Origin of the sequence: Pseudomonas sp. NBRC 111127 (assembly GCF_001320345.1) — a bacterium.
GTDB lineage: Bacteria > Pseudomonadota > Gammaproteobacteria > Pseudomonadales > Pseudomonadaceae > Aquipseudomonas > Aquipseudomonas juntendi.
In genome coordinates this window covers 1-19,983 of record NZ_BCBD01000055.1, presented here as the reverse complement: position 1 = coordinate 19,983, position 19,983 = coordinate 1, and the positions used below count along the sequence as shown (strand labels likewise).

At 62.4% G+C, this 19,983-nt stretch carries 16 protein-coding genes; 6 read left to right on the top strand and 10 right to left on the bottom strand.

All coding sequences use genetic code 11. The features are described from left to right. Positions 1 to 54: 54 nt before the first annotated feature. From APH30_RS12560 to acs, 7 genes are all read right to left on the bottom strand, one after another. Positions 55 to 1,275 carry an aspartate aminotransferase family protein gene (locus APH30_RS12560; RefSeq protein WP_054881942.1) on the bottom strand — a complete coding sequence of 407 codons (1,221 nt, stop codon included), beginning with the start codon at positions 1,273 to 1,275 and terminating at the stop codon, positions 55 to 57. Positions 1,276 to 1,646: 371 nt separating this feature from the next. After that, a complete protein-coding gene (gene argR / locus APH30_RS12555) occupies positions 1,647 to 2,627 on the bottom strand; it encodes a transcriptional regulator ArgR (protein WP_009681484.1) in 981 nt (326 codons plus the stop codon). 98 nt (positions 2,628 to 2,725) lie between these two features. Next, on the bottom strand, positions 2,726 to 3,490 hold the full coding sequence (locus APH30_RS12550; protein WP_009681485.1) for an ABC transporter ATP-binding protein: 765 nt from the start codon (positions 3,488 to 3,490) through the stop codon (positions 2,726 to 2,728). A 22-nt stretch (positions 3,491 to 3,512) separates the two neighbouring features. Beyond that, positions 3,513 to 4,211 (bottom strand): ABC transporter permease, encoded by a 699-nt coding sequence (locus APH30_RS12545; protein ID WP_054881941.1) that lies wholly within the window; start codon positions 4,209 to 4,211, stop codon positions 3,513 to 3,515. Further along, the gene (locus APH30_RS12540; RefSeq protein WP_054881940.1) at positions 4,208 to 4,897 is read right to left on the bottom strand and encodes an ABC transporter permease; all 690 of its coding nucleotides are present in this window, start codon (positions 4,895 to 4,897) and stop codon (positions 4,208 to 4,210) included. The genes APH30_RS12545 and APH30_RS12540 overlap by 4 nt, the downstream gene beginning before the upstream one ends. 87 nt (positions 4,898 to 4,984) lie before the next feature. Then, positions 4,985 to 5,770 carry an ABC transporter substrate-binding protein gene (locus APH30_RS12535; RefSeq protein WP_009681488.1) on the bottom strand — a complete coding sequence of 262 codons (786 nt, stop codon included), beginning with the start codon at positions 5,768 to 5,770 and terminating at the stop codon, positions 4,985 to 4,987. A 536-nt stretch (positions 5,771 to 6,306) separates the two neighbouring features. Continuing rightward, complete coding sequence (gene acs, locus APH30_RS12530; RefSeq protein WP_009681489.1) at positions 6,307 to 8,268, bottom strand: acetate--CoA ligase; 1,962 nt, start codon at positions 8,266 to 8,268, stop codon at positions 6,307 to 6,309. 397 nt (positions 8,269 to 8,665) lie between these two features. Between acs and APH30_RS12525 the strand changes: the two genes are divergently transcribed. Next, a complete protein-coding gene (locus APH30_RS12525) occupies positions 8,666 to 8,920 on the top strand; it encodes a DUF2790 domain-containing protein (protein WP_009681490.1) in 255 nt (84 codons plus the stop codon). An 84-nt stretch (positions 8,921 to 9,004) separates the two neighbouring features. On the opposite strand, the gene APH30_RS12520 is transcribed toward APH30_RS12525, so the two are convergent. Continuing rightward, positions 9,005 to 10,564 carry a sigma-54-dependent transcriptional regulator gene (locus tag APH30_RS12520; RefSeq protein ID WP_054912722.1) on the bottom strand — a complete coding sequence of 520 codons (1,560 nt, stop codon included), beginning with the start codon at positions 10,562 to 10,564 and terminating at the stop codon, positions 9,005 to 9,007. 254 nt (positions 10,565 to 10,818) lie between these two features. Between APH30_RS12520 and phhA the strand changes: the two genes are divergently transcribed. From phhA to APH30_RS12505, 4 genes are all read left to right on the top strand, one after another. Continuing rightward, positions 10,819 to 11,607, top strand: coding sequence for a phenylalanine 4-monooxygenase (gene phhA, locus APH30_RS12515; protein WP_009681492.1), 789 nt, complete (start codon positions 10,819 to 10,821; stop codon positions 11,605 to 11,607). 39 nt (positions 11,608 to 11,646) lie between these two features. After that, a complete protein-coding gene (locus tag APH30_RS12510; RefSeq protein ID WP_009681493.1) occupies positions 11,647 to 12,003 on the top strand; it encodes a 4a-hydroxytetrahydrobiopterin dehydratase in 357 nt (118 codons plus the stop codon). 245 nt (positions 12,004 to 12,248) lie between these two features. After that, positions 12,249 to 12,377, top strand: a complete 129-nt coding sequence (locus tag APH30_RS29515) for a hypothetical protein (RefSeq protein WP_256222019.1) — start codon at positions 12,249 to 12,251, stop codon at positions 12,375 to 12,377. Positions 12,378 to 12,467: 90 nt separating this feature from the next. Beyond that, on the top strand, positions 12,468 to 13,655 hold the full coding sequence (locus APH30_RS12505) for an MFS transporter (RefSeq protein ID WP_054912721.1): 1,188 nt from the start codon (positions 12,468 to 12,470) through the stop codon (positions 13,653 to 13,655). A 44-nt stretch (positions 13,656 to 13,699) separates the two neighbouring features. Here APH30_RS12505 and APH30_RS12500 read toward each other — a convergent pair whose 3' ends face one another. Further along, entirely contained in the window at positions 13,700 to 16,720 is a 3,021-nt protein-coding gene (locus tag APH30_RS12500) for an FAD-binding and (Fe-S)-binding domain-containing protein (RefSeq protein ID WP_054912720.1), read from the bottom strand. 151 nt (positions 16,721 to 16,871) lie between these two features. Between APH30_RS12500 and APH30_RS12495 the strand changes: the two genes are divergently transcribed. Then, positions 16,872 to 17,756, top strand: coding sequence for a LysR substrate-binding domain-containing protein (locus tag APH30_RS12495; RefSeq protein WP_054912719.1), 885 nt, complete (start codon positions 16,872 to 16,874; stop codon positions 17,754 to 17,756). A 217-nt stretch (positions 17,757 to 17,973) separates the two neighbouring features. Here APH30_RS12495 and APH30_RS12490 read toward each other — a convergent pair whose 3' ends face one another. Continuing rightward, positions 17,974 to 19,392 (bottom strand): amino acid permease, encoded by a 1,419-nt coding sequence (locus APH30_RS12490; protein ID WP_177333728.1) that lies wholly within the window; start codon positions 19,390 to 19,392, stop codon positions 17,974 to 17,976. Positions 19,393 to 19,983 lie beyond the last annotated feature (591 nt).

The following is a 19,983-nucleotide window of genomic DNA, read 5'->3' as shown; positions in this document are numbered from 1 at the left end:
AATCGCCGGCCTGGTACAACCTTGGCTGCGGCCGGCGAAGGGACCGCAGGCGGATCAGCCTTGGGTCAGCGTGGCAACGGCGCGCTCGAAGCGGTCCAGGCCGGCATCGATATCGGCGTCTTCAACCACCAGGCTTGGCGCGAAGCGGACCACGTCCGGACCGGCCTGCAGCACCATCACGCCTTCTTTCTCGGCGGCATTGAGTACGTCCTTGGCCTTGCCTTGCCAGGCCTCGGCCAACACGCAACCCAGCAGCAGGCCAACACCACGCACCTGGCTGAACAGGCTGTACTTCTGCCCTATCTGCTCCAGTCGGGCCTTGAACCGCGCGTGCTTGGCCTTGATGCCGGCCAGGGTTTCCGGGGTGTTGACCACGTCCAGCACCGCGCAGGCAACCGCGCAGCCCAGCGGGTTGCCGCCGTAGGTGGTGCCGTGGGTGCCCACAGCCAGGTGCTTGGCCAGCTCGGTGGTGGTCAGCATGGCGCCGATCGGGAAGCCACCGCCCAGGCTCTTGGCGCTGGTGAGGATATCCGGGGTCACGCCGTAGTGCTGGTAGGCATACAGCGAGCCGGTACGGCCCACACCCGTCTGCACTTCGTCGAAGATCAGCAGGGCATTGTGCTCGTCACACAGCTTGCGAGCGCCTTCCAGGTAAGCCTTGTCGGCCGGCACCACGCCGCTCTCACCCTGGATCGGCTCGATCACCACGGCGCACGTCTTGTCGGAAATCTGTGCCTTCAACGCTTCCAGGTCGTTGTACGGCACGTGGCTGATGCCGGTGATCTTCGGGCCGAAGCCATCGGAGTACTTCGGCTGGCCGCCGACGCTGACGGTAAACAGGGTACGACCGTGGAAACTGTTCACGGTGGCGATGATTTCGTGCTTTTCAGGGCCGAAGCGGTCATGGGCAACCCGGCGGGCCAGCTTGAAGGCAGCCTCGTTGGCCTCGGCGCCGGAGTTGCAGAAGAACGCACGGTCGGCAAAGGTGGCGCTTACCAGCTTGTGGGCCAGGCGCAGGGCCGGTTCGTTGGTGAATACGTTGGAGACGTGCCAGAGGGTGTTGGCCTGCTCGGTCAGGGCCTTGACCAGCGCCGGGTGGCAGTGGCCCAGGGCGTTTACCGCGATGCCGCCGGCAAAGTCGATCAACTCGCGACCGGACTGGTCCCAGACACGGGAACCCTCGCCTCGCACAGGAATGAAGGCCGCCGGAGAATAGTTGGGGACCATGACCTGGTCGAAATCGGCACGTTGCACCGGGGCTTGCTCAACGGACATCTGAGTCTCCTGAAGAGGAACGCTGGCCTGGAAGTGGCGAGCGATGGGGGGATTGTAAGGACTGATCTGCGCCTGTCCTTGCGGCCAAGCGACAACTTGTTACAGCGCAAAACCCAGTTTTAGCAAGGTTTTCGGCAATGCGACAAACACTGTCGCAATCGCGCAGTGTACGGGAGAGAGGGGGCTGGGTGAACGGGTGTTCACCTGGAGATGAAGGAGTAGAAGGTGCAAGCCGATATTTTTATGCCGGGGCGGGTGTGAGGCGTTGGTATCGCGCCGTGGCGGGTGCATGACGTTGTTCTAGTAGCGCGGCGCACGATATCCGCCCCACCATCACCCTCAAGGCATACACCCCGGCCCCAACCGAGCTATCAACCCTTTTCAGCCGGCGCCGAACTCAACTCGAACGGGCTGCTGCTACGCCGCTGGTTACGGTCTTCCCGCGGCGTAGCACCAAAGAAATTGCGGTACGCACTGGAAAAATGCGGCCCCGACGAGAAACCACAGGAAAGCCCGATCTGGATGATCGATTTGCTGGTCTGCATCAGCATCTGCCGCGCCTTGTTCAGCCGCAGCTCCAGGTAGTACTGGCTCGGCACGCGGTTCAGGTACTGCTTGAAAATGCGCTCCAACTGCCGGCGCGAGACGCATACGTGCTGGGCAATTTCGTCGGTGGTCAGCGGTTCCTCGATATTGGCTTCCATCAGCAACACCGCCTGGGTCAGCTTGGGGTGGCTGGAGCCAAGACGATTCTGCAGCGGAATGCGTTGGCGCTCGCCCCCCTCGCGGATACGCTCGACCACCAGTTCCTCCGACACCGCTCCGGCAAGCTCGGCGCCGTGATCGCGGGCCAGCACCGCCAGCAGCAGGTCGGTAACGGCCATGCCGCCGCACGCCGTGAGGCGGTCACGATCCCAGTCAAACAGGTGGCTGGTGGCGATGACCCTGGGGAAGCGCTCGGCAAAATCATCCTGCCAACGCCAGTGCACGGCAGCCCGGTAACCATCGAGCAAACCCAGCATCGCCAGCGGGTACACACCGGCTGCAAGCCCCCCGATCATGCAGCCGCTGCGCGCCAGCTGCTTGAGCGCGGCCGACAACGCAGCCCCTACCGCCACGGGTGGCTCGTCTGCCAGCAGGAACAGCTTGTGACAACCTTCCAGGCCACCGTTCCAGGGCTCGCCTGGCAGGCGCCAGGCACCTTCCGGCGCAGGCTCGGCCTGCAGGAACGACAGTTCGTAGACCACGTCCGGATGCACCCGCTGCGCCACCTGCAACACTTCCTCGGCCAGCGCCAGGGTCAAGGGCCTGGTGCTGGGCCAGATGAGAAAACCGATTCGCTGGGTGGTCATAAGGTACGGTCCGAAACCTGAGGTCGTTCGAGTCTGTGCGCCGGGTCAGGCCGCGCTCGCCGCGCAGCATGCCCTATTCTGGTGCAAAAATGCAGCTTTTACTTCAGGCTGCCGGAGAGGAACTGCTTCAGGCGTTCCGACTGCGGGTTGGCCAGCACTTCACGCGGGCAGCCGGTCTCTTCCACCAGCCCCTTGTGCAAGAACACCAACTGGTTGGACACCTCGCGGGCAAAGCCCATTTCGTGGGTGACCACGACCATGGTCCGGCCTTCCTGGGCCAGCGCCTGCATTACCTTCAGCACATCGCCGACCAGCTCGGGGTCGAGTGCCGAAGTCGGCTCGTCGAACAGCATAACCTCCGGCTCCACCGCCAGGGCGCGGGCAATTGCCACACGTTGTTGCTCCCCGCCAGACATGTGCCCCGGGAAGGCGTCCTTGCGGTGGGCGACACCCACCTTGGCCAGGTAGTGCTCGGCCTTTTCCAGGGCTTCCTTGCGGTTCACGCCCAACACATGCACCGGCGCCTCGATGATGTTCTCCAGCGCGGTCATGTGCGACCACAGGTTGAAATGCTGAAACACCATCGACAGCCGCGAGCGCATGCGCTGCAACTGACGCGGGTCTGCGGCCTTCAGCGCGCCGTCCTTGCCAGCGACCAGCCTGAGCTCTTCGTTGTTGAGCAGGATCTTGCCGGCGTGCGGCTGCTCCAGCAGGTTGATGCAACGCAGGAAGGTCGACTTGCCCGAACCGCTGGAGCCGATGATGCTGATGACGTCGCCGGCCTTGGCCGCCAGCGACACGCCCTTGAGTACTTCATGGCTGCCGTAGCGCTTGTGCAGGTCTTGGACTTCGAGTTTGTACATGCTGTCGATTCTCACAAAGCGGTCAGTGCTTGCGTGGCGCCAGGTAGCCGAGCCAGCGGCGTTCGGCCATCTTGAACAGGCGCACCAGGATGAAGGTCAGGCACAGGTAGAACACGCCCGCCGTGATATAGGCCTCGAAAGGCAGGTAGTACTGCGCATTGACCGTGCGTGCGGCGCCGGTTATGTCGATCAGGGTGACGATCGACGCCAGGCTGGTGGTCTGCAGCATCATGATCACTTCGTTGCTGTACTGCGGCAGCGCCCGGCGCAGGGCCGAAGGCAGCAGGATGCGGCGGTACATCTTCATGCGTGACATGCCCATGGCCTTGGCCGCCTCGATCTCGCCATGCGGCGTGGCCTTGAGGCTGCCGGCGATGATTTCTGCGGTGTAGGCACTGGTGTTGATGCCGAACGCCAGGCACGCACAGAAGGTGGCGCTGGACAACAGCGGCCAGACGACACTGTCGCGCACCGCTTCGAACTGGGCCAGGCCGTAGTAGATCAGAAACAGCTGCACCAGCATCGGCGTCCCGCGGATCACATAGGTATAGAGCCAGGCGGTGAAGTTGACCACCGGCTGCCGCGACACCCGCATCAAGCCCAACGGAATAGCCCCCAGCAAGCCGAAGAACAACGAAATGGCCAGCAGCTTGAGGGTGGTCAGCAGGCCGCCGAAGTACATCGGCAACGCCTCCCAGATGACGTTGTAGTCGAAGATCATAGTTCAGCCACCTTGACGCCCACCGAGTAGCGGCGCTCCAGAAACTTCAGGGCCAGCAGCGACACACTGGTCAGCACCAGGTACAACGCGGCCACCGCCAGGAAGAAGGTGAACGGCTCGCGCGTGGCGTCGGCCGCCTGTTTGGCCTTGAACATCATGTCCTGCAGGCCGACCACCGAAATCAGCGCGGTGGCTTTGGTCAGCACCAGCCAGTTGTTGGTGAAACCAGGAATCGCCAGGCGGATCATTTGCGGAACCTGGATACGGAAGAACACCTGGCGCGCGCTCATGCCATAGGCGAACCCCGCCTCGGCCTGCCCCTTGGGAATGCCGAGGAAGGCGCCGCGGAAGGTTTCCGACAGGTAGGCACCGAAGATGAAGCCCAGGGTACCGATGCCCGCGATCAGCGGGTTGAGGTCGATGTAGTCTTCGTAGCCGAGCAGCGGCGCCACCCGGTTGATGATGTCTTGCCCGCCGTAGAAGATCAGCAGGATCAGGACCAGGTCCGGAATGCCACGGATGACCGTGGAATACAGATCGCCAAGCCAGGCCAGCCAGCGCACCGGCGACAAGCGCAGCGCCACACCGATCAGGCCGAGCACGATGGCCAGGGCCATCGACGACAGGGCAAGCTGCAGCGTCAGCCACGCCCCGTCGAGGATGACTGCCCCGTAGCCTTTCAACATGATGAGGTCCTCGACCTAGAGAATGAAAAATGGTGCAAACCTCAGAGCCTCTGCTGTTTGCACCATTGCACAGGTAAACCCGACGTCTTAGTTCGAGTCTGGACCGTAGATGTCGAAGTTGAAGTACTTCTTCTCGATTTCCTGGTACTTGCCGTTGGCGCGGATGGCGTCGATGGCCTTGTTGATGCGCTCGCGGTTGGCGTCGTCGCCCTTGCGTACGGCAATGCCGATACCGTCACCGAAGTACTTGGCGTCGGTGAAGGCCGGGCCTACGAAGGCAAAGCCCTTGCCGGCGTCGGTTTTCAGGAAACCGTCTTCCAGCAGGGTGGCGTCAGCCACGGTGCCATCGAGGCGACCGGCTGCCACGTCCAGGTAGATTTCGTTCTGGGTGCCGTAAGGCACGACGGTGGCACCTTTGGCGCCCAGCACTTCCTTGGCGAAGCGGTCGTGGATCGAGCCGCGCTGTACGCCGATCTTCTTGCCCTTGAGTTCGTCCAGGCTGTCGCTGACGGTGGTGCCTTCCTTCATGACCAGGCGCGCCGGCGTCAGGTAGTAGCGCTTGGTGAAGTCGACCGACTTCTTGCGGTCTTCGGTGATCGACATCGACGACAGGATGGCGTCGATCTTGCGCACCTTCAGCGCCGGAATCAGGCCATCGAATTCTTGCTCGACCCAGGTGCACTTGGCCTTCATCTCTTCGCACAAGGCGTTGCCGATGTCGTAGTCGAAGCCAGCGATGCTGCCGTCGGGCTGTTTGAAGGCGAAGGGTGGGTAGGCGGCCTCGATGCCGATTTTCAACGGCTTTTCATCGGCCTGCGACACCAGGGAAAACACGGACAGCGCCAGGGCGCCAAGCAGTGCAAGCTTCTTCATCAGGTAACTCCATCGGTACGGGGCAATACAAGGCAGATCACGGCTGCCCGATATGCGAATGAGTACAACGCGAGCCGCGCAGGGTTCGACCAAGGCCGCATACCACGAGCGAGTGTGTGGCATTCTAACGACAGCCCGGTAGTCGATATTTCTTCAAAGCGACAACTACTTATAGAAGCGCCTGAAACCGCCGCGGGCGATGTTGACAGCCATTGCAAAATATGCAAAAGCGCAAGAAATAGAACCTATAGAACTAGCAATTCCTGGGCCTATTATTGGCAAAGCCTCGAATTACGGCAAGTGGGGCGAGCGGCACGGCTGCAAATGCCATGAAGCTGCACTGGAATGGGCCGGTTTTGTTTCCCCGCGCCCCGCCATTGTGCGGCACCGGTGACACAACGGTTACCGATGATTGTCGGGTAACAGTAAAGCAAAAACCCCGCCGGTTGCCCGGGCAGGGTTTCTGTAGGAGCGGCCTTGCGTCGCGATGGGCCGCAAAGCGGCCCCTGTCATTCAGCGTACACGCCGGTCCGCCATCACGCCGATGCCAGGCTCATCGCCTTGTGGGTATCGATCAGGTGCTGCACCACCCCAGGGTCGGCCAGGGTCGAGATATCGCCCAGCGCGTCGTACTCACCGGTGGCAATCTTGCGCAGGATGCGGCGCATGATCTTGCCGGAGCGGGTCTTGGGCAACCCAGGCGCCCACTGGATCACATCCGGGGAAGCGATAGGGCCGATCTCCTTGCGCACCCAGTTCTTCAATTCCAGGCGCAACTGCTCGCTGGCCTCGACACCCGCATTGAGGGTGACATACACGTAAATGCCCTGCCCCTTGATGTCGTGCGGCACACCTACCACTGCAGCTTCGGCAACCTTGGCGTGCGCCACCATGGCACTCTCGATCTCGGCCGTGCCCATGCGGTGGCCCGACACGTTGAGCACGTCATCCACGCGACCGGTGATCCAGTAGTAACCGTCCTCGTCCCGGCGCGCGCCGTCGCCGGTGAAGTACATGCCGCGGAAGGTCTTGAAATAGGTATCCACGAAACGGTCGTGGTCGCCATACAGCGAACGCGACTGCCCAGGCCAGGAATCGAGGATCACCAGGTTGCCCTCGGCCGCACCGTCGATCAGGTTGCCCAGGTTGTCCACCAGTGCCGGCACCACGCCGAAGAACGGCCGGGTCGCAGACCCTGGTTTCAGGCCGGTGGCACCCGGCAGCGGGCTGATCAGGATGCCGCCGGTTTCGGTCTGCCACCAGGTGTCGACGATCGGGCAGCGCTCCTTGCCCACGGCCTTGTAGTACCAGCTCCACGCTTCCGGGTTGATCGGCTCGCCCACCGACCCCAGCAGGCGCAGGCTGGAGCCATCGGCCCCGGCTACAGCGGCCTGCCCTTCGGCCATCATGGCGCGGATGGCGGTTGGTGCAGTGTAGAGGATGTTGACCTTGTGCTTGTCGATGATCTTCGACACCCGGGTGATGTCCGGGTAGTTCGGCACGCCCTCGAACAGCAAGGTGGTGGCGCCGTTGGCCAACGGGCCGTAGACGATATAGCTGTGGCCGGTGACCCAGCCCACGTCCGCGGTGCACCAGTACACCTCACCGGGGCGGTAGTCGAACACGCGCTCATGGGTCAGCGCGGCATATACCAGGTAACCGCCCGTGGTGTGCAGCACCCCTTTTGGCTTGCCGGTGGAACCCGAGGTGTACAGGATGAACAGCGCCTCTTCGGCGCCCATTTCTTTCGGCGCGCAATGGCTGGAAGCCACCTTCATCAGGTCTTCGTACCAGATGTCGCGGTGCTGGTGCCAGGCGATGTCGCCACCGGTGCGCTTGCACACGATGATTTTCTGCACGCTGTTGGTTTCAGGGTTGGTCAACGCCAGGTCGACGTTGGCCTTGAGTGGGGTACGACGACCACCGCGAAGGCCCTCGTCGGCAGTGATCACCACCTTGGACTTGCAGTCGATGATCCGGCCGGCCAGCGCTTCGGGCGAGAAGCCGCCGAACACCACTGAGTGGATCGCCCCGATGCGCGCACAGGCCAGCATGGCGACCACGGCTTCGGGGATCATCGGCATGTAGATGGTGACCACGTCACCACGGTGCACGTCCTGGCCACGCAGGGCGTTGGCAAACTTGCAGACCTGCTCGTGCAGTTCGCGGTAGGTAATGTTGCGGTGCTCGGAAGGGTCGTCACCTTCCCAGATGATCGCCAGCTGGTCGCCGCGCTCTTCGAGGTGACGGTCCAGGCAGTTGGAGGAAACGTTCAGAGTGCCGTCGGCGAACCATTTGATATCGACGTGGTGGTCGTCGAACGAGGTCTGCTTGACCTTGGTGAACGGCTTGATCCAGTCGATACGCTGGGCCTGCTCGCGCCAGAAGCCGTCCGGGTTGATCACCGATTGCTGGTACATGGCCTTGTAAGTGGCCTCGTCGGTCAGCGTAGTGGCCGCAACCTCGGGACGAACGGGATACAGTGGAGCCGCACTCATCTGTGTTACCTCGGTGTAATAGTTGTTTTTGTATGGGACCGTTTGTAACTGTACCAGAGCAACAAAAGCCATTCGACGTTGGTAGTAATTTGGTACGGCCGTACCGGCAGAAGGCTCTGGCGCAGGCCTTACAGCTTGCCTGGCATGCCGCTGAACGCACGGACCGAAGGATTGTTACAGATTCTGTTAAAAGACTTTATCAAAACACCCCCTGTTTCGGCCCGGGTGGCGGCCATAAAATTCACTTCGCCAGCAACGGCAAGGCGATTAACAACTGGTAACAGCCCCCACGAAGGCACACGTTGATCTCCCTTTATCTGGTTAGTTGAAACTTGATGTACACGCGGCGCCACAAGCGCCGCGCGCCCCCTCACGACCTTAGACAGGTATATTTGAAATGAAAGCTTTACTGGTATTGGTACTGGGTAGTCTTTGCGGCGCGGCACTGGCCGATGAAGCCAAAGATGCCGAGCAGATTCCGGTTGAACAATACAGTTACTCTCAGCACCTGGACATTGCCCGCGTCATCTCCATGAGCGAAGTGCCCAATGTGTGCGAAGTCGTGCCAGCGCGCATGACCTACGAGGACTCCCAGGGGCAGAAGCATATCCTCGAATACCGCGTGATGGGGAACGGCTGCTCTAACGGGTGAAGACCTTGAATCGGGGCCCTGCGGGGCCCCTTCGCGACACAATACCTGTAACTTTAAAGCAGTACCAAAGTTGTTGCCCGCCCCCTAATCACCCGACTTGTTAAGTGAATAATCTCTCAACTTGTTGGCAATGGTGGCATGTGAAACACCCAATCTTTTTCCCAGTGCCCGGCTACTGGAAAACTCGCCCATCAAACTTTCCAGCACCGCTTTTTCAAAACGCCCCACGATCTGCGAAAGATCTCCTTCCAGCGAAAAATCACCCAGCGGTTGGCGCACGCCATAATCCGGCAAACGAATATGCTCGCTCTTGACCACGCCGCCTTCGCATAATGAAACCGCCTGGAACAAAACGTTCTCCAACTGCCTTACATTACCCGGCCAATGATACTGCCCAAGTTTGTCCATGGCTGCCGGCGCCAAACGTGGCAAGGCGCAGCCGATCTGCCGGCTGGCCTGATCAAGAAAATGCTGCACCAGCCCTTCCAGGCCATCCATGCACTCGCGCAAAGGCGGAATGTGCAGCGACAACACGTTAAGGCGGTGATACAAGTCCTGGCGGAATTCACCACGGGCACACAATTCGGACAAGTCCACCTGGGTGGCGCAGATCACCCGTACATCCAGGTATACCTCTTCATCGCTGCCGACCCGGCGGAAGCACCCGTCCTGCAGGAAGCGCAGCAGCTTGACCTGCAGGCGCGGGCTCATCTCCCCCACCCCGTCAAGGAACAAGGTGCCCCCCGCAGTCAGTTCCAGCAACCCAAGCTTGCCCTCGGCCCGCGCCCCTTCGAATGCCCCCGGGCCATAGCCGAACAGCTCGGTCTCGGCCATCGACTCTGGCAACCCGGCACAGTTGAGTGCCATCAATGGCGACTGCCCGCGCGGGCTGGCCAGGTGGCACGCCCGCGCCAGCAGCTCCTTGCCGGTGCCGGTCTCGCCCTCGATCAGCAACGGCGCATCCAGCGGCGCCATGCGCCGCGCTTCACGCACCACGGCTGCCATCACCCGCGAACTCTGGAAGATGCTGTCGAAACCCCGCAACTCCTGCTTGCGCACGTTGTAGATGCGCTCGCCAATGCGGTCGGCACGGTGCAGGGTAAGCACGGCACCGGCCAGCGCCTCGCTCTCGTCATGCTCGGACTGCAGCGGCGCGATATCGGCCAGGAACACATCACCCTTGACCTGGATGCGCAGGCCGTTGATACGCGACTTGTTGGCCCGCACCAGCTCCGGCAAGTCGAAATCTTCGACGTAGCGGGCCAATGGCATGCCCGGCACCTCGTCCACGCGTACCCCCAACAGCTGCGCTGCGGCACGGTTGGCCGCAACGATGCTGCCGCCCATGTCTACCGACAGCACCGGGAAGTCCAGGGCCCCCAGTAGCGCATTCAGCTCCATGTGCCGGCGCTCGCTGGGCATCAGCCCCACGCGCTTTACGCCGAACACCCCGGCAATGGCCTCGAACTTCGGGCGCAGGGCCTGAAACTGCAAATTGACCAGGTTCGGGCAGTGCAGGTAGATGGCGTTGCCATGGTCACCCCCCACTTCGCCGCGCAGCACATTGATGCCGTACTCGACCAGCAGGTTGAGGATGTCCCGCAGGATGCCAATGCGATTCTGGCAGTGCACTTTGATACGCATGAGGGCTCTCGCAACGCCGATGTTTTTCAACACAGCGCAGAAAATTCGTAAAGATAAGCTGACAAAAGCCAAACAAACGCCAGCCGAATACGGCGTATTTTCCGCGCTCCCGCGAAATTTGTAAAATTTTCGTTACGAAATTCACCCAGTGAGCCGTTTCAACGCAGCCAGGCCCCCGTGCAAAGCGGTGAGCAAAAGCCTAATGCTTGGGTATGTGCCGTACATAACAAGAAAGCCCTCACCAGGAGAGCCCTATGAAACAGACGCACTACGTGGCCCGCGAGCCCGATGCGCATGGTTTTATCGATTATCCCCAGCAAGAGCACGCTGTGTGGAATACCCTGATCACCCGCCAGCTGAAGGTGATCGAAGGCCGCGCGTGCCAGGAGTACCTCGACGGTATCGAGCAACTCAACCTACCCCATGAGCGCATTCCGCAGCTGGGTGAAATCAACAAGGTGCTGGGCGCCACCACCGGTTGGCAGGTGGCCCGGGTACCTGCCCTGATCCCCTTCCAGACCTTTTTCGAGCTGCTGGCCAGCAAGCGCTTCCCGGTCGCGACCTTCATTCGCACCCCGCAGGAGTTGGACTACCTGCAGGAACCAGACATCTTCCACGAGATCTTTGGCCACTGCCCGCTGCTGACCAACCCCTGGTTCGCTGAATTCACCCACACCTATGGCAAGCTGGGCCTGGCCGCGACCAAGGAACAACGGGTGTACCTGGCCCGCCTGTACTGGATGACCATCGAATTCGGCCTGATGGAAACCGCCCAAGGCTGCAAAATCTACGGTGGCGGCATTCTTTCATCGCCCAAAGAGACCGTATATTGCTTGTCTGGTGAACCCGAGCACCAGGCCTTCGACCCCGTCGAAGCCATGCGTACACCGTACCGCATCGACATCCTGCAGCCCCTGTACTTCGTGCTGCCGAACATGAAGCGCCTGTTCGACCTGGCCCACGAGGACATCATGGGTATGGTCCACACCGCCATGCAGCTGGGCCTGCATGCGCCTAAATTTCCACCCAAGGTTGCTGCCTGAGCGACCTTGCCGATAACAACTCGAAGCGGAAACTACTCCATGAATGCCTTGAACCAAGCCCACTGCGAAGCCTGCCGCGCCGACGCGCCGAAAGTCACCGACGAAGAGCTGGCAGAACTGATTCGCGAGATCCCGGACTGGAACATCGAAGTACGTGACGGCCATATGGAGCTGGAGCGCGTCTTCCTGTTCAAGAACTTCAAGCACGCCTTGGCGTTCACCAATGCCGTCGGCGAAATCGCCGAAGCCGAAGGCCACCACCCCGGGCTGCTGACCGAGTGGGGCAAGGTGACCGTGACCTGGTGGAGCCACTCGATCAAGGGCCTGCACCGCAACGACTTCATCATGTGCGCGCGCACCGACAAGGTGGCGGAATCGGCTGAAGGCCGCAAGTAAAGCCGCGGCTGCCCCTCTGACACCGGCAAGGCCGCTGCCCTGCGCCCACCCCTGCCTGGCGGGCGAACGCGCCACAAAGCCGCCGTTTTTCGGCCAGATGTTGTGCGCTGTTCGCCCGCAAACCCGACCGGCGAGCGGGAAAAAAACCAAACTGTCATCCAGACTTGTGTATCCTGCCCCAGCTTTGTAAAGCTTCAAACGCGCCTGGCGCAGACTTTTCACTCACACTTGCGAGGAACGACGAGATGCATGAGATCCCGAATCTTCCCTTCCCAAGCCTGAACCCAGAAGAGCCAACCGTGACCGCCCACGCCGAACCGGCAACTGCCGTCGAGCAGGATGGTGACGATCAATCCAGCGCTGACCAGGACTAACTGCGCATCCCCGACTGTGTGAAAACGGCTGACCTGCGGGCCACCCCCGTCAGCACGTTTTCACACCGTCCAGAACCCATGTAGGCCCTCATGCCCGACTCACCCCGCCCCCTTGCGGTCACCCTGCAAGTCGTCTCCATCGTTCTGTTCACCTTCATTGGCTACCTGAACATCGGCATTCCGCTGGCCGTACTGCCCGGCTACGTACACAACGACCTGGGTTTCAGTACCGTCCTCGCCGGCCTGGTGATCAGCGTGCAGTACCTCGCGACCCTGCTCAGCCGCCCCACCGCCAGCCGCATCATCGACAACCACGGCAGCAAGAAAGCCGTGATCTACGGCCTTGCCGGCTGCGGCATCAGCGGCGTGTTCATGCTGGCCTGCGCCTTCCTGACCCACCTGCCCGGGTGGAGCCTGGCCTGCCTGCTGGCTGGCCGACTGGTGCTGGGCAGCGCCGAAAGCCTGGTGGGTTCGGGCTCGATAGGCTGGGGCATCGGCCGGGTCGGGGCTGCCAACACGGCCAAAGTGATTTCCTGGAACGGCATTGCCAGCTACGGCGCCCTGGCCATCGGCGCGCCGCTGGGCGTACTGATGGTCAAGGGCCTTGGGCTGTGGAGCATGGGCCTGAGCATCATCCTGCTGTGCGCGGTAGGCCTGCTGCTGGCCTGGCCCAAACAGGCTGCGCCCATCGTGCATGGCGTGCGCCTGCCGTTCCTGAGCGTGCTGGGCAAAGTCTTCCCGCATGGCTCGGGGCTGGCCCTGGGCTCGATCGGCTTTGGCACCATCGCCACCTTCATCACCCTGTATTACGCCAGCCAGGGCTGGGCCAACGCCGCACTGACACTGAGCCTGTTCGGTGCCAGCTTCATCAGTGCTCGCCTGCTGTTCGGCAACCTGATCAACCGGATTGGCGGGTTTCGCGTGGCCATTGCCTGCCTGGCGGTAGAAACGCTGGGGCTGCTGATGCTGTGGTTGGCGCCCAGCGCGGAGCTGGCGCTGGCCGGGGCAGCACTGAGCGGGTTTGGCTTTTCGCTGGTATTCCCGGCGCTGGGCGTTGAGGCAGTGAACCAGGTCTCGGCGGCCAACCGCGGGGCGGCGGTGGGGGCGTATTCGCTGTTCATCGACTTGTCGCTGGGGGTAACCGGGCCTCTGGTGGGCGCGGTGGCGGCCGGGTTCGGGTTTGCCTCGATGTTTCTGTTTGCCGCCGCCGCTGCGGCCTGTGGGTTGCTGCTGAGCCTTTATCTGTATCGGCAGGCTCAACAGGCCCGGGCGCGGTAAAACGACGCCGCGCTGGGCTGCAAGGCAGCCCGCGCCGCTGAAGGTCAGCGCTGGGCGTACTGCAACACCACTTCCAGCGGGTGGCGCATCTGGCGTTCGGTCATGCGCTTGACCTGGCTGCGGCACGAATACCCGGTAGCCAAGGGTTCGCCCTCCTTGTCCAGCTTGGTGGCCCAGCTTTGCTCGAAGATGGTCCGCGAGGTTTCCTGGTTGCGCGCCTCATGCCCGTAGGTACCGGACATACCGCAGCAACCAGTGGCTTCGGTCACCAGCTTCAGCCCCAAACGGGCAAACACCTGCTCCCATTGGCGGGTACTGGCCGGCACGTTGGTCTTCTCGGTGCAGTGCGCCATCAGGCGGAAGTTGCCCGGCGCGGTCGGTGCCTGTTCGGGCAGCACATTCATCAGCCATTCCTGCGGCAGCAGCACCTGCGGGCAACCCTCCATGCCCGGCACCTTCTGGTACTCCTGGCGGTACACCAGGGTCATGGCCGGGTCCAGGCCCACAAGCGGCACGCCGCAATCGGCCAGGGCCTTGAGCTGGCTGGCATTGCGGATCGCCGCCTTGGCGAATGCACCGAGGAACCCCTGCACATGCAGCGGCTTGCCGTTGGCGCTATACGGCGCCAGGAACACCCGGTGGCCGAGGCGGTTGGCCAGGTCGATGAACGCCGAAAGCAACGGCGTTTCGAAGTAACGGGTGAAGGCATCCTGCACCAGCACGATGCTGCGCTCGCGCTGGGCCGGGGTCAATTCGCGCAGCGCCGGCACCGTGGCCACGCCAACACGGCAGCGGGTCAGGGTGGCCTGGAAGTTGAAGCGGCTGATCAATGGGCTGTCGACCATGCCGACCTTTTCGGCCAGCAGCCTGCTCACCCATTTCGACCCCATCACCGCGTTGTACAGCCCCGGTGCGTGTGCCAGGTAGGGGATGGTGAACTCCAGCGAGCCGATCAGGTAGTCGCGCAGCGGGCGCTGATAACGGCCGTGGTACAGCTCGAGAAAGCGCGAGCGGAAGTCCGGCACGTTGACCTTGATCGGGCACTGCCCAGCGCAGGATTTGCACGCCAGGCAACCGGCCATGGCGTCATACACCTCATGGGAGAAGTCGGCCTGGCCCTGGTTGCGTGCGCGGTTGTTGCGCAGGCGCGCCGGCAGGCCCTTGAGCCACGAGACCTTGTTACGCGCCGCAGCCAGCACGTCGATGTTCGCTTCGCCCTGCAGGCGCAGCCATTCGCGCATCAGCGAGGCACGGCCCTTGGGCGAGTGCTGGCGCTCACGGGTGGCTTTCCATGAGGGGCACATGGCGTCGTTGGGGTCGTAGTTGTAGCAGGCGCCGTTGCCATTGCAGTGCACGGCGCCGCCGAAGTCCTGCCAGACCCGTTCGTCGATGCTGCGGTCCAGGTCGCCGCGCAGGGTCACGCCATCGACCTTGGTCAGGCCTTCGGCGCTGTCGGGCGGCGTGCAGATCTTGCCCGGGTTCAGCTGGTTATGCGGGTCGAAGGCACCCTTCAGGCGCTGCAGTGCTGGGTACAGTTCGCCGAAATACTCCGGCACGTACTCCGAACGCAGGCCCTTGCCATGCTCGCCCCACAACAGGCCGCCATAACGTTTGGTCAGTGCCGCCACCGCATCGGAAATCGGCTTGACCAGCGCGGCCTGGGCCGGGTCTTTCATGTCCAGCGCGGGGCGCACGTGCAGCACGCCGGCATCCACGTGGCCGAACATGCCGTAGGCCAGGCCGTAACCATCGAGCAAGGCCCGGAAATCGGCGATGTAGTCGGCCAGTTGCTCCGGCGGCACCGCGGTGTCCTCGACGAAAGGTTGCGGGCGCACCTCGCCCTCGACGTTACCCAGCAGGCCCACCGAGCGCTTGCGCATGGTGTAGACACGGGTGACGGCCTCGGAACCCTCGGCCAGCGTGTGGCCCAGGCGCTCGACACTGGTGTCGTTCTGCAGGTGCTGGATGAACGCCTGCACCTTGGCATTGACCTGCGCCGGCTCGTCCCCGCAGAACTCCACCAGGTTGATGCCCAAGGTCGGCCGCTCGGGGTCGGCCGGGAAGTATTCGGCAACGCTGTGCCAGACGATATCCTTCATCGCCAGCATGAGCACCTTGGAGTCCACGGTTTCGATGGACAGCGGCTTGTGCGCCATCAGCGCATTAGCGTCGCGCAGGGCATCCATGAAGCTGGTGTAGCGCACATTGACCAGTACCGCGTACTTGGGGATCGGCAGCACATTGAGCTTGGCTTCGACCACATACCCAAGCGAGCCCTCGGCACCGCACAGCACGCTATTGAGGTTGAAACGGCCCTGTTCGTCGCGCAGGTGCGCCAGGTCGTAGCCGGTCAGGCAGCGGTTGAGCTTGGGGAAGGTGCGCTCGATCAGGTCGCCCTGGGTTTGCTGGATGTCCCGCGCCATGCGGTACACCTCGCCCACCCGGCCAGGCGCGGCACAGGCCTGCTCCAGCGCGGCCTCATCGATCGGCAGGCTGTGCAGGCGCTCGCCACCGAGCAGCACGCTGTGCAACTCCAGTACGTGGTCGCGGGTTTTGCCATAGGTGCAGCTGCCCTGGCCGCTGGCGTCGGTGTTGATCATGCCGCCGACTGTGGCGCGGTTGGACGTGGACAGCTCAGGGGCGAAGAACAGCCCGTACGGCTTCAGCGCAGCATTGAGCTGGTCCTTGACGGTGCCAGCCTGCACCCGCACCCAGCGCTCCTCGACGTTGATTTCGAGGATGTTGTTCATGTGCCGCGACAGGTCGACGACGATGCCATCGGTCAGCGACTGGCCGTTGGTGCCGGTGCCCCCGCCGCGCGGGGTGAGCTTGACGTGCCGAAAGCGTGCTTCGGCCATCAGCGTGGCCACGCGCGCCACATCGTCGGCATCCAGCGGGAACACCGCAGCCTGCGGCAGGCGCTGATAGATCGAGTTGTCGGTGGCCAACACCGTGCGGGTCGCGTAGTCGGCGCTGATCTGGCCACGGAAGCCGCTGTTGCGCAGGGCTTCGAGGAATTCAGGGTAGTTGGCGCTGGGTGCAACGGTTGGCAGCTGGGCGATCATCGAAGGATGGCCTCTTGATATTGGCTATTCACGGGATTCCTGTCGCCCCGGCATGGGTCAAACCAGGCGGGGGTGACGTATAAGCCAATGTTCCTGTAGTTTGCGCTCAGGGGCAAACGGATAATCCTGCCGCTATCAATGACTTTTATGAATGAATTACCGCCACCTGACTCCGTCCATGTCGCTGCTGCTGGCATTCGAGGCCGCCGCCCGGCATGAAAGCTACACCCGCGCCGCTGCCGAACTGTCGCTGACCCAGAGCGCGGTCAGCCGGCAGGTGCAGGCACTGGAACAACAATTGGGCCTGACCCTGTTCCGCCGTGAAGGGCGCCAGGTGCAGCTGACCGATGTCGGCCGGCTGTACCAGGGCGAGCTCAGCGAGGCGCTGGGGCGCATCCGCAGCGCCACCCTGCAAGCGCTGGCTTACCAGTCAGGGGTCGGCACCTTGCGCCTGGCCACCCTGCCCACCTTCGGCTCCAAGTGGCTGTTGCCGCGCTTGCATGCGTTCTACAGCGCGCACCCTGGCATGCTGGTGCACATTCATTCACGCATCGAAGCCATCAATTTCGAAACCAGCGAGATCGATGCCGCCATTGGCGTGGCCAGCCACGACCTGCCCGGGCTGGTCTGCCATCGCCTGCATGCCGAGGAACTGGTGGTGATCGTACCGCCGCAGGCCAGCGCCGACCGCCAGGGCTGGAGCCCCGCCAGCATCAGCGAAGAGGTGCTGCTGAACGTGGCCAACAACCCGCACGCCTGGGGCGAGTGGTTTTCCCACCATGGCCTGCCGCACCGGGCGATGCGCCTGGGGCCGAGTTTCGAGCTCACCTCGCACCTGATCCAGGCCGTGCGCGCCGGGATCGGCATCGGGCTGGTGCCGCGCATTCTCGTGGAAGAAGAACTGGCCAAGGGTGAACTGCACAGCCCCGGGGCAGCTTTTGCCAGCCAGCGCAGTTACTACCTGATCTACCCGCCGAGGAATGAGGCATTACCGTCGTTGCGGGCGTTCAGGGGGTGGTTGCTGGAGCAGATCTGAGTCCTGCCTCGACCGCATAGGCCCCAAGCCCTGTGCAGTACCTGCAGGAGATTCTATGGTTTCTGGCAAGGGTAGCCGCTGCATATCTTCTGACAAACACCTGTCAGCCCTGATGCGATCCCTGTGGGAGCTGGCTTGCCGGCGATAGGGCCCAAACAGGCAATAAAAAACCCGAAGCCAGTCCCCGGCTTCGGGTTTCTCAATATCCTGCAGAGCCTTACTTGGCTACGGTTCCAGCAACCCCACCGGTATTCTGCCGCCGACGTGGCTTGACCATGTACACCACGAACATCGCAAACAGCCAGATCGGGATCGCGTACACCGACACCTGAATGCCTGGAATCATCAGCATGATGCCGAGAATCAGCACTACGAAGGCCAGCACCACATAGTTGCCATAGGGGTACCACAGCGCCTTGAACAGCGGCTTCTGGCCGGTGCGGTCAAGGTGCTGGCGGAATTTCAGGTGCGAATAACTGATCATCGCCCAGTTGATCACCAGGGTAGCCACCACCAGCGACATCAGCAGTTCCAGGGCATTTTGCGGCATCAGGTAGTTGAGCAGCACGGCCACGAAGGTCACCGCTGCCGACACCAGAATCGAGCGCACCGGCACGCCGCGTTTGTCGACCTTGGCCAGCGCTGCCGGGGCATCGCCCTGCTCGGCCATGCCCAGCAGCATGCGGGCATTGCAGTAGGTGCCGCTGTTGTACACCGACAGCGCGGCCGTCAGCACCACGAAATTCAGCAGGTTGGCGGCCACGTCACTGCCCAGCAGCGAGAACACCTGCACGAATGGGCTGCTGCCATAACTGCCGCCCGAGGCGTCGATGCTGGCCACCAGGTTGTCCCACGGGGTCAGCGACAGCAGCACCACCAACGCACCCACGTAGAAGATCAGGATACGGTAGATGACCTGGTTGATCGCCTTGGGGATCACGGTCTTGGGCTTGTCGGCCTCGGCAGCGGTGAACCCGAGCATTTCCAGGCCACCGAACGAGAACATGATGAAGGCCAGGGCCATGACCAGGCCGCTGACGCCATTGGGGAAGAACCCGCCGTGCGACCACAGGTTGGCGACGGTGGCCTCCGGGCCGCCGCTGCCGCTGGTCAGCAGGTAGGCGCCCAGGCCGATCATGCTGACGATGGCGACCACCTTGATGATGGCGAACCAGAATTCGGCTTCACCGAAGAACTTCACGTTCATCAGGTTGATGGCGTTGATCAGCACGAAGAAGGCGGCTGCGGTGACCCAGGTCGGGATTTCCGGCCACCAGTAGTGGACATACTTGCCAACCGCCGACAGCTCCGACATGCCCACCAGGATGTACAGCACCCAGCAGTTCCAGCCAGACAGGAAACCGGCGAAGCCGCCCCAGTAGGTGTGGGCAAAATGGCTGAATGAGCCGGCCACCGGCTCCTCGACGATCATCTCGCCAAGCTGGCGCATGATCATGAAGGCGATGAAGCCGCAGATGGCGTAACCGAGGATCATCGACGGGCCGGCGGATTTCATCACGCCTGCCGAGCCGAGGAACAGGCCGGTACCAATTGCGCCGCCAAGGGCGATCAACTGGATGTGACGGTTCTTCAGGCCCCGCTTGAGCTCGCCTGAATGCATGTTTTGTCCACTCATGAACGAAGTCACCTGCATTGTTTTTATCTGTGACGGAATCGGACCCACCGCGCTCGTGGCGCAGCGGAATGGGCAAGGTGGTTACCTTGGGTTTCTCGACCTCAGGTGCCGCCGGGGCGGGTCAACCAGGCGTGATCAAGAGTGCGCGGTACGCAAGGGGGTCACAGGTAAAACGCGGCGCACTGTATACCCCTGCAAACGCGCAGGCGTCAACGCGTTGCATCCTTTCCTCGGGAAAAAACGCAGCGATCCTGTGGTATGGGCCTTCAAAGGCGGAGTGATCGGCGTACATGGCGCCTCCATTTGTTGTTTTGTCAGCCAGGCGCTGTGGACCGGCTGTTGCACACGGCAATAGCGGCTATAACACCGTGGGCAAGGGGGTTTGGGCAAGGGTGGTGGGGATTGGCGCGGGGGGCTTGCAGCGTTGGCAGCGGCAAGTTTTTTTGACAGGCCGGGGCGTATTCCGAAAGGCGAACGGGAATCGGCTGATTTTGTACACATTTCTTTACGGGGTGGTTCGAGGACTTGCCAGTCGTCCGAAAAATTCTTTTGCTTCAGTGTCTTGGGGCTGCTTTGCAGCCCTTCGCGGGC